The sequence below is a fragment of the Capnocytophaga gingivalis ATCC 33624 genome (genome assembly GCF_000174755.1).
GTDB lineage: Bacteria > Bacteroidota > Bacteroidia > Flavobacteriales > Flavobacteriaceae > Capnocytophaga > Capnocytophaga gingivalis.
Genome location: NZ_ACLQ01000031.1, coordinates 53,540 through 68,589, shown reverse-complemented (window position 1 = coordinate 68,589; position 15,050 = coordinate 53,540). Strand labels below are relative to the sequence as shown.

Sequence of the window (15,050 nt, the reverse complement as noted above, 5' to 3'; positions counted from 1 at the left end):
GACGAACATGAAAAAAATTCTAATAGCCACCTTAGGAGCTGGACTCCTCTTAGGAAGTTGTACAAAGGATTTTGAAGAAATTAATAAAAACCCAAACGTACCAGAAGATTACCTTACCTACGCTTTATTCAATGGCAGTAACCAAGCTCTGATGAATAATACAAGAGGATATGATAATATGAAGCAAATGCGTGTATGGATGCAATATGCCGCACAGCCTATTTACACTAAGGAAAGTCGTTACCTATTGGATCCTAATGGACCTAGTACAATTTATTTTCAAGGTTATAAGCGAGCTATGGATTATAAGACTATTATAGATCTTAATACGGATCCTAAAACGAAAGAATTGGTTGCTGCTTATGGAAAGAATGAAAACCAGATAGCCGCAGCTCGTATCATGATGGCTTATACTTTTAGTCTTTTGGTACAATCTTTTGGAGATGTTCCTTATTATTCTGCTTTGGATCCCGATAATCCTAAGTTCCAAGCTTTGCAGACAGATACTTATGTAACTCCTGTATTTGCCTCTCAAAAGGATATTTACTTGGATATTCTCAAAGAATTAGACCAAGCCATAAGTGAGATGGATACTTCTGTTTCTTATGTATTTAAAGATGGAGATTTTATTTTTGGTACTCCAGCAAAAATGAAAAAATTTGCCAACTCTTTGCGCTTGCGCATTGCTAATCACTTGAAAGGAGCTAATGCTACTGTATTAGGTGCTGAATTGAAACAAAAAGTTACGGATATCATTAATCATTACACCACTGTAGGTACAGAAACTGAACTTTTGGGAGAAGGAGAAAGAGTAGGATTATCTTTTGAGGATAACTATACCTATCCTGCACCAATCTACTATGATTATTATGTAGGAAACCGTGTGGACTATCTGCCTTCTAGTAATTTTGTAAAACTTCTTGCAGGAAATAATAAAAAAGCTAATGACAGAGGTCTGAACTTTGGAAGTGTAGATCCTCGTATGGAAAAGTATTTCGCACCTAAAGGTATGGGTAAATGGGATGTGTACTATGGTTATACCTTAGATCAAAGCAATCCTATCGATACTACTAGTTATGTAGGGATGCCTTATGGTATGCAAGAAGGAGCTACTACTGACCAGTACAATGGAGGAGATAGAGTTTCTCTCTTTTCTAAAGAAATATTGTCAGCTACTGCTACAGAAGTACTTATGGACTACTCAGAAGTATGTTTTATCCTCTCTGAATTAAGAGGATGGGATAATGCTCTATATAGAAAAGGGGTAGAAGCTTCTTTGGACAGATGGGATATCACAGGTACTAGAAAATCTAACTTTATGGCAGCACTCCCTGCAGCGAATGAGGAAAATGTCCTTACCCAAAAGTACATATCCTTATATATGGATCCAGATGAAGCTTGGGTAGAATATCGTAGAACAGGCTATCCTAAAACACTGATCCAAGTAGGCGAACGTGTAAGAGGTAACTATCCCGAAGGAAATCCTCTTGTATATGAGTTCAAAAAGGAACCTTCTGCTAAGGATGTTAGTGGCATACCAGATCGATTGAACTATCCAGATACCTATACTGGGCTCAACTTAAATTATATAGAAGCCCTTAAGAACATGGGGAATCCTAATGATGCTAGATCTCATAAACTAATCTTCGCTACACGTCAGTAAAAGTGAATTTGTAATCATATTTTAAAGCCATCTTTATAAAAGATGGCTTTTTTTGTCTAAAAAAAGACAAATATCCCTTCTTTCTTCTTAAAAGCCGTGTAAAAATAAAATTATAAAAAACAGTATATTTTTCTTTTTTAGTGGCTATACTCTCCCCTTTTTTAGTATAAAAAATTATAAATAATAAGTAGGACATAATTTTTTTGGTTTTTATCTTTGGCTGTAGGATAATAGCGAAAAAAAACGTACTTTTGGGTATCTAATCAAATATCATAAAGAGATATGAACCTAAAGAAATTACTTCTATTGTGTTTCCTTGTCTTTACGACAATGGCCTTTGCACAACAATCTGTAAAAGGGAGTGTGAAGGATAGCACAGGGAAACCCGTGGCCGGAGCTACCGTGCAAGTGGTAGGCGCCAGCCGTAGTGCAACAACTAACTCCGAGGGGGCATATGCGATCCAAGCACAAGCTGAGGAAACGCTTCGCTTCTCCGCTCAGGGGTATCAAAACGTAGAAATTAAGGTGGGGCTCTCCTCCGTAGTGAATGCAGTATTGCTCCCTATGGAAAACAAACAGGAAGCAGGTGCCTTGGGAATCGAGCGTAACAAGGATGCTGTGGGGTACAATACCCAAAATACAGAGGGAGGGCAGAACCTCTCAGGTGCCGTAGCGGGAGCTCAAACCAGTTCTTCTTCTTCTATGGGTGGGAATACCAATATCATCCTTCGTGGGGTAGGTACCGTAACAGGTAGTAACCAACCACTTATCGTAATTGATGGGGTGCCTATGGCTACCGTAGGAGATGGTAAGAACACAGGGGATGCGCTCAGTGATATCAACCCTGAGGATATAGAATCCCAAAGCGTACTCTCTGGAGGTGCTGCAACAGCACTCTACGGAAGCCGTGGAGGTAATGGGGTAATCCTTATTACTACCAAATCAGGTAAAGGTGGAAAAACTTCTATTGAAGTCAAATCTGGAGTTACCTTTGAAACGGCTTATATAGCTCCTGTTCTTCAAAACGAATACGGAGGTGGAGATTCTCAGCAGTTTGAAAGAGCTACAATCAATGGACAGCAATACAATTTAGCCCGTTATGCAGTAGACCAAAGCTGGGGACCAAAGTATGATTCTAGTAAAATGTACCTTCCTTGGTATGCTTTTGACCAAAAATATCTTCCAGAACATTATCTAAAACCTGTACCTTGGGTAGCTCCACAAAAAGGTATTGAAAAATTCTATCGTACAGGGGTAGGGGTGTCCAACTCTTTCTCAGTAACACGTTCCCTCTCAGGTACCAACCTACGTTTCTCCTTAGGTAACAATCAGGTAAATGGTATCGTTCCTAATACCGATTTGCACAAGACAAACCTTGCTTTCAGTTTTAGTGCAGATCTTTCTAAAAAACTTAAGAGTGAAGGAGGATTCAATTATGTAATAACTTCCCGTACCAATCCAGATTATGCCAATACGGTGAATAATGATTTGGCGAATGTATTCTATGCTTGGAGCCACCGCCAGTTGGATGTAAGAAATTTGGAAAAATATTACATAGATCCAGCTGGAGGACAACGTACTTGGAACCGTACTGCTTGGGATAATGAAGAACCTAAGTTCGCTAATAACCCTTATTGGGAAGTATATAAGAACTACAATAATGATAAGCGTCACCGCTTCTTTGGAAACTTGGGACTTACCTATCACTTCAAAGAAAATCTTTACTTAGTAGGAAAAGTATATGGAGATATCTATTACTATACCAAAGAAAATAGAAATGCAGTAGGGGCTTATGGGGTGCCAAGCTATCAGAAAACTGTGTATAATAATACCGATTTCAACTATGAAACCCGCTTACACTATACTCCTAAGTTAGGGGAAAACTTCTCTCTTACCGGATTTGTGGGTATGTCTCGTCGTGAAAGCCGTTATGCTTGGTCAAGTGGAAAAACAGTAGGAGGTTTGGTAGTTCCTAATTTGTATAATATGTCTAACAGTAAGCAAGTACCACAAGCTTCTGATTATTCTTCTTGGCAACGTACTAATAGTGTATATGGAATGGCTTCTTTTGGATTCAAGAATATGGCTTTCGTGGAAGTAACTGGTCGTCAGGACTGGTTCTCTACTGTGTCCAAGCCTGTATTCTATCCTTCTGTAACAGGTTCCTTTGTCTTTACTTCTGCATGGAAGAGCAAACCTTCTTGGCTTTCTTATGGTAAAGCACGTGTAGCTTGGGCACAAGCGGGTAACGATACTGGTCCTTACCGATTGATGAACTATCCTCTCGTAAATACTCCTTTTAGAGGTAGTCCGGACTATATTCGCTCCAATACATCCAACAATCCAGACCTCGTACCTGAGATAAAGGAAACTAAGGAGGCAGGTCTCGAACTTCGCTTCTTCAAGGATCGTGTTTCTATCAATGCTTCTATATATGATATTCTCTCCAAAGACCTTATCATCCCACTACCTATAGATGCTGCCAACGGATATAACTGGAAATATGTAAACAGTGGAGAAATGTCCAACAAAGGGGTGGAAGTAACCTTGTCTGTAACTCCTATACAGACAGAAAAATTCAACTGGAACCTCAGCTGGAACTTCTCTAAGAATAAAAACAAATTGGAAAAATTGGCTCCTGGTATCAGAACCTATAGGGTGAATTGGGACAAATATGGACAGGTATCTCTCTATGCGATAGAAGGTCGTCCATTTGGAGAACTCTATGGTAGAGACTTTGTATATGATGACAAGGGAAATAGAATTGTACAATCCAATGGGAAATATGCAACTTCTGAACTTAAAGCCTTAGGAAATATCATCCCTGACTATACTATGGGACTTACCAATAGCTTCAGATATGGTCGCTTGAACTTCTCTTTCGTATTTGACTTCCAAAAAGGAGGTAATTACTTCTCTGCCGCTCACATGACAGGGATGAGTACAGGTATGCTTCGTGAGACAGTTGCAGGAGGTATACGTGAATACGATCCTACAGGACCTAAGAATCAAAAAGGGATTGTTCTACCAGGTGTCACAAGAAGTGGAGCTGTCAATACGAAGAGAATTGACCCTCAGACCTATGGAGAAGGATTCTTCCAAGGTGCTGTGGACAAACAAAATATCTTCGATGCAACTTACTTAAAGCTCAGAAGTGTGTCACTATCCTATGATGTCCCTCTACCAAGTACTAAATATATCAAGAATGTGAATGTTTCTTTCTTTGGTAATAATCTTTGGACAACTGGATTGGATTGGGATGGTATGGATCCTGAAACAGCTGCCTCTAATCAAGGGATAGGAGAAATCTCTCTTCCTACTACACGCTCTTTCGGTATGAGTGTAGGATTAAAATTATAACTTTAAATAGAATATGATATGAAACGATTAGCAATCATAATTTTAGGTGGGCTTGCTCTCTTGGGTACTACCACCAGTTGTCAAAAGGATTTTGAAGAAATTAATACCAATCCTAATAGACCACAACAGGCACTTCCTACAGCATTGTTCAATGGATCTACGAAACTCTTCCTCAAGAATACTCGTAACTATACCACCTCAGGAATGATGTTTCGCTCTTGGATGCAATATACAGCTCAGGACACCTATACCAAGGAAAGCCGTTTCCTATACCGTGACTATGCAGGGGATTACCTATGGCGCTACCCTTATCAAGTAGCTGGGGGCTACAAGGACATCATTGATTTGAATACCGATCCTAAGACTAAGGAACTAATGACTACTTATGGAAAAAGTGAAAATCAAATTGCAGCAGCACGTATCATGCTTGCCTATACATTTGCACTCTTGGTAGAAACTTTTGGAGATGTACCTTACTATTCCTATGGATCTCCTAATCCAGAACGTTTCCAAGCTTTACAGTTGGAAAAATATATTTCTCCTGTATATGCTACTCAAAAGGAAATTTATACAGATTTGTTGAAAGAACTTAAGGAAGCTGCTGCACAAATAGTCAGTGATTCCTATGTGTTCAAGGAAGGAGATTATATCTTTGAAACTCCTGATAAGATGAGACGTTTTGCCAACTCTTTGCGCCTACGCCTTGCGATTCGTTTGAAAGATGTATCAGATACAGAGCTTAGAACCCTTGCACAACAGAGCATTGATGAACTAAAAGCAGGTACTGCAGTAATGCAAAGTGAAGCGGATACAGTAGAGCTCCAATTTGATAGTGACGATACAAACCCTGCCCCTATCTACAAAGAATACTTTGTAAGCAATCGTGTGGATTATTCTCCTTCTAATAGCTTTGTACAGTTACTCAAAGGGCAAAGAGGAAATTTTGGAGTAGACCCTCGCTTGCAAAAATACTTCGCTCCTAAGGGACTTACTAAGTATCAGGCTCGTGACGGACGCTATACAGAAAGTGACAATCTCAATGACTATATAGGAATGCCTTATGGTTTGGACGAAAGTATGGCCGATTTTCAGTTTAAATCAGGAGTAGCAGTTTCATTTTTCAGTAGTAGAATACTCCAACCTAACTATGCTGAAGTATTCATGGAATATTCTGAAGTATGCTTCCTTCTTTCCGAAGCAAACGGATGGGATAATACTTGGTATAAGAAAGGGGTAGAAGCTTCTATGAAAAAATGGGGAGTAGCTGATACTAAGATAACTAACTTCTTGAATACAATTCCTGCAGCTAATGAGGAAAATGTATTGACTCAGAAGTATATTGCTCTCTACATGAATCCAAATGAGGCTTGGGCTGAATATCGCCGTACAGGATATCCTCATACCCTTATTAAAGTAAATGAGGAAACCGATTTAAATATTCCTACTGAGGCAGGACAAACTAAATATAGATTTGAGTCCTTAGTAGCCGATCTTACAGATATTCCTGAACGTTTGTTTTATCCTGTAGCATACAAAGTAATTAATGAGGCTAATTACCAGAATGCATTGAAATCAATGCAGATGACTACAGATATTCTTACCAAGAGACTTATCTTTGATAGAGGTCAACGTCGCCCTTAGTTTGTTTCTTTAGTAATTAAATAATCTCTTAACAAAAAGAGACTGTCTTTCCCGACAGTCTCTTTTTTTACTATCCCCCTTTTGGTGTGCTTTGTCTCTAAGCTGCTTTATAATCAATGAATTAAGTTTTTATAAGATTTATTATGTATGATTTATGTTTAAAAAAATATAAAGTGCTAAAAAAAATATACAGAAAGTGATGGATATTCAGAAAAAAAACGTAAGTTTGTCCTACTAATAAAAACACAAAGGATATGAATTTTAAAAAATTGTGGCTATATCTTTTTATAGCTTTTTCAGCTACGACCTTTGCTCAACAGAAAATTTCTGGAAGTGTGAAGGATAGTGCAGGAAAACCCTTACCGGAGGCTTCTGTTATTGTGGTAGGAACTCAGCGCAACGCTAAAACCAATGCAGAGGGAGCCTATACAATCTCTGCTAAGGAAAATGAAGTACTCCATTTTTCAGCCTCTGGCTACAAGAGTACGGAGGTAAAAGTAGGGGTTTCTACTACTATTGATGTGGTACTCCCACAGGCCGAAGCTGCCGCAGAAGAAGGGGCTCTCGGTATTAAGCGTGATAAAAATGCTGTAGGTTACACCGCTCAAAAAGCAGGAGCCAGTGATAACCTTTCAGGGAGTGTAGCAGGGGTGCAGACCAATACGACTTCTTCTATGGGAGGAAATACCAACGTTACCATACGTGGGGTCGGTACTATTACAGGAAGTAACCAACCTTTGATCGTCATCGATGGAGTGCCTATGGCTACTGTCGGAGGTACTGATAGTAAGTTCGGAGACGCTGCTGGGGATATCAATCCTGAAGATATAGAGTCTGTAACTGTCCTATCGGGAGGAGCCGCTACAGCTCTTTACGGAAGTCGTGGAGGTAATGGGGTAATTCTCTATACTACCAAATCGGGAAAAGCAGGAAAGACCTCTATTGATGTGAAATCAGGGGTAACTTTTGAAAAAATATATATTGCTCCTAAGCTGCAAAACGAGTATGGAGGTGGAGATTCTCAACGATTTGAAACAGTTAATATCGATGGACGACAATATAAAATAGCTCGCTATGCAGTAGATCAAAGCTGGGGGCCTAAATTCGAAAACCAACAATACCTCCCTTGGTATGCTTTCGACAAAGAATATCTTCCAGAGAAATATCTGAAAACAGTGCCTTGGAAGGCTCCAGATAATGACGTAGATAAGTTCTATACAACAGGAGTGGGAATATCCAATTCTATTTCTGTATCTCGCTCCTTGTCAGGGACCAATCTTCGCTTCTCTTTAGGAAATAATGAAGTAACTGGGATTGTTCCTACAACCAAATTGCAGAAGACAAACTTCTCTTTCAATTTTAACTCTAAGTTGTCTTCAAAACTCAAAAGTGAGGGAGGGGTTAACTATGTCTTGACCGAACGCGATAATCCTGATTTTTCCAATACAGTGAATAATCCATTGGCTATAGTGCATTATACTTGGAGCCAAAGACAGTTGGATATGAGAAATTTGGAAAGATATTATGAAAATGAGGCTGGAGATCAGCGACCTTGGAACAGAACAGCATGGAATAATGCTGAACCCAAATTTGTGGACAATCCTTATTGGGAACTTAATAAAAACACAAATAATGATAAGCGCCATCGTTTCTTTGGAAATATTGGTTTTACTTATGAATTTTCAAGCCAATTATATTGGGTAGGAAAAATCTATGGAGATATTTATAGTCTCACTAAGGAAGATAGAAAAGCAGTAGGTTCTTTTGGAACTCCTTATTATACTAAAACAGTGTATAATAACTCAGATTTCAACTATGAAACTCGCTTGCACTATACTCCTAAGCTTTCAAAGAATTTTACACTAACAGGGTTTATTGGGCTCTCTCGTCGTAATGGAAAATATGGCTGGTCTTCAGGGAAAACAGTTGGAGGTCTTGTCTCTCCTAATTTCTATAACTTAGCGAATAGTAAAGAAACCCCTCAAGCCTCTGATTATGCTTCATGGAGACGTACCAATAGTGTATTTGGAATGCTCTCTTTCGGATATAAAGGAATGGCTTTTGTTGAGCTAACAGGACGCCAAGATTGGTTCTCGACTGTTTCCAAACCTGTATTTTATCCTTCAGTAACAGGTTCCTTTGTATTCACTTCAGCTTTGAAAAAGAAACCTTCTTGGCTTTCTTATGGTAAGGTACGTGTAGCTTGGGCTCAGGCAGGAAATGATACTAATCCTTATGAATTGGTAACCTATCCTACTGTACACAATCCTTTTGGAGGAGCTCCTGATTATTCTCGTCCTGATGTATCGAATAATCCAGAATTAGTACCAGAAATAAAAGAAACTAAAGAAGCAGGATTAGAACTACGTCTTTTCAAAGATCGCCTTTCTGCCAATGTCTCTGTATACGATATTCTCTCAAAGGATCTTATTATTCCTCTTCCTGTTGATGCGGCTAATGGTTTTATTAGCAAAAGGGTTAATAGTGGAAAAATGTCCAATAAAGGGATTGAGGTATCTCTATCTGCAACTCCAGTGAAAGTAGGTAAGTTTTCATGGAATGTAAGTTGGAATTTTGCTAAGAATAAAAACGAATTGATCAAATTGGCTCCTGGTATCAAGCGATACAAAGTAACATCAGATAGATATGGTTTGGTATCTCTTTATGCTATAGAAGGAGAGGCTTTTGGACAGCTTTATGGTAGAGATTTTAAATATGATGATAAAGGAAATAAGATCATTCAAGCTAATGGTAAATACGCTCCTTCAGAGTTAAAATCCTTAGGATCTATTATTCCAGATTATACTATGGGGCTTTCCAATACTCTCAAATATAGCCACTTGAGTGTTTCCTTTAAGTTTGATTTCCAAAAAGGAGGCAAGTATTTCTCAGCGGCTCACATGGTGGGAATGTCTACAGGTATGTTGAGAGAAACTACTGAAAATGGGATACGTGATTTGATTACAAGAAATGGAAGAGTAGAAGAAAGAGGTATTGTTCTCGATGGGGTTTTGGCCAATGGACAGCGCAATACTAAAGTACTCTCTCCTAAAAGATATGGGGAAGGATTCTATCGAGGAGGTATTGATACTCAAAATATCTTCGATGCTACTTACTTAAAATTGAGAAATGTCTCCATCTCTTATGATGTTCCTCTACCTGAAAAGAAGAATATCAAAGGATTGAATATTACTCTATTTGGAAACAATCTTTGGACTACAGGTCTTGACTGGGATGGTATGGATCCTGAAACAGCTGCTTCTAACAAAGGGATAGGGGAAGTTTCCTTACCAACTACTCGCTCTTTTGGTATGAGCATAGGATTAAAATTGTAAAAAATTTAATATAATAAAGAAATGAAAAATATATTAACAACTATATTCTGTGGGGTGGGATTATTACTAAGTACTAGTTGCCAGAAAGATTTTGAGAAAATCAATACCAATCCCAACAGACCTCAGAAGCCTTTGAGTTATGCATTGTTCAATAGCTCTGATAAGCTTATTCTGAGTAATACAAGGGTGTACACTACTTCAGGACAGATGATGCGTTCCTGGATGCAATATACCGCACAGACAACTTATACTACCGAAAGTAGATTCTTATATCGAGATAATTCAGGAGATTACCTATGGAGATATCCTTATAAGGCTGCTGGTAATTATAAGGATATAATAGAACTTAATACGGATCCAAAAACAAAGAATGAAACTGCTAAATATGGAAGTAATGTCAACCAAATAGCAGCAGCTCGTATTATGATGGCTTTTACTTTCAATCTCTTAGTAGAAACCTTTGGAGATATCCCTTATTATTCTTGGGGAGGTAGGGATAATCCTAATTTCCAAGCTTTGCAGATGGACAAATATATCTCTCCTAAATATGCTACACAGAAGGAAATCTATATGGATCTACTGAAGGAACTCAAAGAAGCAACTGATCAGATAGATGAATCACAGCCCTATGTATTCATTCAAGGAGATCGCATCTTTGGTACGCCTCAAAAAATGAAGCGTTTTGCTAATTCACTTCGTTTGCGTATTGCTGTTCGTGTACATGAAGTGACGGATTCTCAACTTAGGAGCTTGGCAAATGAAACCATCAATGAGCTTAAGGATGGAACTAAGGTGATGCAGTCCAATGCAGATACAGTAGAGCGTCCTTTTGATAATGACAACACAAACCCTTCTCCTATATTTAGGAACTATTATGTGAATAATCGTACCGACTATGCCCCTGCTAATAGTTTTGTACAATTATTAAAAGGACAAAGAGGTAATTATGGAGTGGATCCTCGCTTACAAAAATACTTTGCTGTCAAGGGGCTTACTAAATACCAAGCAAGAGATGGATATCAAGAATCTACAGATCTTTCTAAATATGTAGGAATGCCTTATGGAATGGAAGAAAGCATGGCTGACTTTCAGTTTAATTCAGGAAGAGATGTATCTTTCTTTGGAAAAAGGATTCTTAAGGCAGATTATGCAGAAGTCTATATGGAGTATGCAGAGGTATGTTTCTTACTCTCTGAAGTAAATGGATGGGATTCTCAATGGTATAAAAAAGGAGTAATTGCTTCTATGGAAAAATGGGAGGTAGACCCCACCGTAGCAACAAATTTTGCTAATGGACTTCCTACAGCTAATAAGGAAAATGTGATTACCCAAAAATATATAGCATTATATATGAATCCTAACGAAGCATGGGCTGAGTATAGGAGAACAGGATATCCTCAGACACTTATTAAGGTGGGAGAAACAGTTCCTTTGAACAAACCTACTACTTCAGGTGAGACTACTTATACCTTCACCTCTACTGTAGCGGAACTTACAGACCTGCCTGAGCGCCTATACTATCCGACTACATATAAGCTTATTAATTTTGAAAATTATAAAGAAGCCCTTAAAAATATGAATATGTCAGAGGATTCTATGGCTAAGAAGCTAATCTTTGCAAGACATTAATATAATTAATTTCATTCATTTTAAGATTGTCCAAAGAGGTTTTAAAAATAGACTATTAAAGCCTCTTTTGGACAATCTTTTTGTTCAAAGAAGTGTATAAAAAATCTATAAAGAGTAGCAACTTATTATTATGTATGAAGAATTTATTTTCTTATATTGTCAAATTAAATCAAAATAATAAACATAATATATAATGGGTGTTAAATTTATGAATAATAGTGAGTATTAATGTGGGTATATGTAAAAAAAATATTAAATAAAATCGTTCATAATTCAAATAAAAAACGTAAATTTGTGACACTAATGAATATACAAGAGATATGAACTTAAAAAAATTATTCTTATGGATTTGCTTTGTCTTTACGACAATGACATTCGCTCAGCAGAATCTCTCTGGGAGCGTAAAAGATGCCACAGGAAAGCCTGTAGCAGGGGCTAGTGTAACGGTTTTCGGCACTACCCGTACCACTAAAACGAGTCCTGAGGGGACTTATACAATCATGGCCAAAGAAGGGGAAGTGATCCAGTTCTCTGCCGCAGGGTACAAGAATGTAGAAATGAAGGTAGGTCTCTCTACCACCATGGATGCAGTTCTTCAACTCGCTTCCTCTCAAGAAGGAGAAGCAGGAGCTTTGGGTATCAAGCGTGATAAAAACGCTGTAGGATATGCTACCCAAAAAACAGATGCGGATCAAGGGCTTTCTGGTAACGTAGCGGGGGTACAGACTAGTACTACTTCTTCTATGGGTGGTAATACCAATGTAACCATTCGTGGGGTAGGGAGTATCACTGGTAGTAACCAGCCACTTATCGTAATTGATGGGGTGCCTATGGCAACAGTAGGAGGAGCTGATAGTAAGTTCGGAGATGCTGCTGGGGATATCAACCCAGAAGATATAGAATCTGTGACCGTGCTCTCAGGAGGTGCTGCAACTGCTCTTTATGGTAGCCGTGGAGGTAATGGGGTGATTATCTACACCACTAAATCGGGAAAGTCAGGGAAGACAACGATTGATGTAAAGTCTTCTGTGGCTTTTGAAACTCATTATATTGCTCCTAAGTTGCAAAACCGTTTTGGGGGTGGTAGAGCTAATGCTTTTAAAAAGTATACTAAGAATGGTCAAACCTATAATATAGCTGCTTACGAGAGTGATGAGAGCTGGGGACCTGAATATGATGGAACACCTTATCTACCTTGGTATGCATTTGATGAAAAATATCTTCCTCAACATTACCTTAAGCCAGTTCCTTGGCAGGCTCCTAAGAATGACGTAGATAAATTGTATAGAACAGGTGTTAACCTTTCTAATTCAGTTTCTGTATCTCGTGCAGTAGGAGGAACTAATTTGCGTTTCTCTTTAGGTAATAATGAAGTAACAGGGATTATTCCTAATACCAAATTGGAAAAAACCAATCTCTCTATTAGCTTTAACTCTACTCTTTCTAAAAAGCTAAAGAGTGAAGGAGGGTTTAACTACATTATCACTTCTCGTGAGAACCCAGAAAACTCTTATACAATGAAGAATCCTATTTCCAAAGTATTATATGCATGGACACAGCGTCAGTTGGATCTTCAAAAATTACAGGATTATTATAAGGCACCTGATGGAACACATCGTACTTGGAATAGAAAGTCAGCAGAAGATGGAACTCCTCGTTATGCAGATAACCCTTACTGGACGCTCTATGAGAATACCAGCAATGACAAGCGTCATCGTTTCTTTGGTAATATTGGTTTCACTTACAATTTTACAGATAATTTGTATTGGGTAGCTAAGGCCTATGGAGATATTTATGCTCTTAATACAGAAGCTCGTGTAGCAGTAGGTTCAAAAGAGACAGCTTCTTATGTAGTAACTAATTATACTAATTCTGATTTTAACTATGAAACACGTTTGCACTATACTCCTAAATTAGGGAAAGACTTTACCCTTACAGGATTTATAGGCTTGGCTCGCCGTGAAGGAAGGTATCAATGGGTACAAGGAAAAACCAATGGAGGGCTTGTGCTTCCTGACTTCTATAACTTAGAAAATAGTGTAGAAACGCCTTCTTCTAGCAATTATCGTAGTTGGAGACGAACCAATAGTATTTTTGGAATGGCTTCTTTTGGATACAAAGGAATGGCTTTCGTAGAGGTAACAGGCCGTCAGGATTATTTCTCTACTGTATCAGCTCCAGTTTTCTATCCTTCAGTAACGGGTTCATTTGTATTTACCAATGCATGGAAGAGCAAACCATCTTGGCTTTCTTATGGTAAAATACGTGGAGCATGGGCACAAGCAGGTAATGATACAGGACCTTATCAGTTGCTTACTTATCCTACTATTAACTTACCTTTTAATGGAAGTCCTGTATATTTACATCCATTTACTCAAAATAACCCAGACCTAGTCCCAGAGATTAAGGAAACTAAAGAAGCAGGTTTGGAATTGCGCTTCTTCAACGATCGACTTTCAGCGAATGTTTCTGTATATGATATCTTGTCAAAGAACTTAATCATTCCGCTTCCTGTGGATGGAGCTAATGGGTATGTAAACAAAATGGTGAATAGTGGAGAGATGTCTAATAAAGGTATAGAAGTATCTCTTTCAGCTACTCCTGTGAAAGTAGGAAATTTCTCTTGGAATGTAAGTTGGAATTTTGCTAAGAACAACAATAAGCTCTTAAAACTTTACCCAGGTACTACTCGTTACAAAATCACTAATGATAGTTCAGGATTGGTATCTCTCTATGCAATAGAAGGAGAAGCTTATGGACAGCTTTTTGGTAGAGACTTCGTATATGATGATAAAGGAAATAAATTAGTAGATAAGTCAGGTAAATATGTTACTTCAGAACCTAAGGCCTTAGGAACTATTATTCCTGATTATACAATGGGACTTAGAAATTCATTTAAGTATGGTCCTGTAAGTTTGTCTTTCTTGTTTGACTTCCAAAAAGGAGGGAAATATTTTGCTAATGCCTATATGCTAGGTATGTATACAGGTACTCTACGTGAAACCGTTGATAATGGAATGCGTGAAAAGAGCACCCAATATATAGATGGACAGAAAGGTATTGTAGTACCCGGAGTATTTGCACCAGGAACTCCTAAAGCAGGACAACCTAACGATGCACGACTCAGCCCTAAAGCATATGGAGGACTTTTCTATCGTGGGGTAGATGCTCAAAATATTTTTGATGCAACTTACTTTAAGCTCAGAAGTGTAACCCTTTCTTATGATGTACCTCTAACAGAGAAAAAACATATCAAAGGAGTTAATATCTCTATCTTTGGAAACAATCTTTGGACTACTGGTCTTGATTGGGATGGTATGGATCCTGAAATCGCTGCTTCTAACAAAGGTATCGGTGAGACTTCCTTGCCTTCTACTCGTTCCTTCGGTATGAGCTTAGGTTTAAAATTATAAAACAAATTT

At 38.3% G+C, this 15,050-nt stretch carries 6 protein-coding genes; all 6 read left to right on the top strand.

Annotated elements, in window-relative coordinates:
* Positions 1–7 precede the first annotated feature (7 nt).
* The 6 genes from CAPGI0001_RS10840 (at position 8) to CAPGI0001_RS10810 (ending at position 15,041) form a co-directional block, all read left to right on the top strand.
* On the top strand, positions 8–1,663 hold the full coding sequence (locus tag CAPGI0001_RS10840; RefSeq protein WP_002670035.1) for a SusD/RagB family nutrient-binding outer membrane lipoprotein: 1,656 nt from the start codon (positions 8–10) through the stop codon (positions 1,661–1,663).
* Positions 1,664–1,945: 282 nt separating this feature from the next.
* Positions 1,946–5,023, top strand: a complete 3,078-nt coding sequence (locus CAPGI0001_RS10830) for a SusC/RagA family TonB-linked outer membrane protein (protein WP_002670013.1) — start codon at positions 1,946–1,948, stop codon at positions 5,021–5,023.
* 18 nt (positions 5,024–5,041) lie between these two features.
* Complete coding sequence (locus CAPGI0001_RS10825; protein WP_002670050.1) at positions 5,042–6,664, top strand: SusD/RagB family nutrient-binding outer membrane lipoprotein; 1,623 nt, start codon at positions 5,042–5,044, stop codon at positions 6,662–6,664.
* 254 nt (positions 6,665–6,918) lie between these two features.
* A complete protein-coding gene (locus CAPGI0001_RS10820) occupies positions 6,919–9,999 on the top strand; it encodes a SusC/RagA family TonB-linked outer membrane protein (protein WP_002670119.1) in 3,081 nt (1,026 codons plus the stop codon).
* Positions 10,000–10,020: 21 nt separating this feature from the next.
* Positions 10,021–11,628 carry a SusD/RagB family nutrient-binding outer membrane lipoprotein gene (locus tag CAPGI0001_RS10815; RefSeq protein WP_002670093.1) on the top strand — a complete coding sequence of 536 codons (1,608 nt, stop codon included), beginning with the start codon at positions 10,021–10,023 and terminating at the stop codon, positions 11,626–11,628.
* Between the two features lie 320 nt (positions 11,629–11,948).
* Complete coding sequence (locus tag CAPGI0001_RS10810) at positions 11,949–15,041, top strand: SusC/RagA family TonB-linked outer membrane protein (RefSeq protein WP_002670074.1); 3,093 nt, start codon at positions 11,949–11,951, stop codon at positions 15,039–15,041.
* The last annotated feature ends 9 nt before the right edge of the window (positions 15,042–15,050 follow it).

Excerpts from the sequence above, each read along its gene's own strand:
- CAPGI0001_RS10840 (WP_002670035.1), top strand. The coding sequence starts at position 8 with ATGAAAAAAATTCTAATAGCCACCTTAGGAGCTGGACTCCTCTTAGGA.
- CAPGI0001_RS10830 (WP_002670013.1), top strand. The coding sequence starts at position 1,946 with ATGAACCTAAAGAAATTACTTCTATTGTGTTTCCTTGTCTTTACGACA.
- CAPGI0001_RS10825 (WP_002670050.1), top strand. The coding sequence starts at position 5,042 with ATGAAACGATTAGCAATCATAATTTTAGGTGGGCTTGCTCTCTTGGGT.
- CAPGI0001_RS10820 (WP_002670119.1), top strand. The coding sequence starts at position 6,919 with ATGAATTTTAAAAAATTGTGGCTATATCTTTTTATAGCTTTTTCAGCT.
- CAPGI0001_RS10815 (WP_002670093.1), top strand. The coding sequence starts at position 10,021 with ATGAAAAATATATTAACAACTATATTCTGTGGGGTGGGATTATTACTA.
- CAPGI0001_RS10810 (WP_002670074.1), top strand. The coding sequence starts at position 11,949 with ATGAACTTAAAAAAATTATTCTTATGGATTTGCTTTGTCTTTACGACA.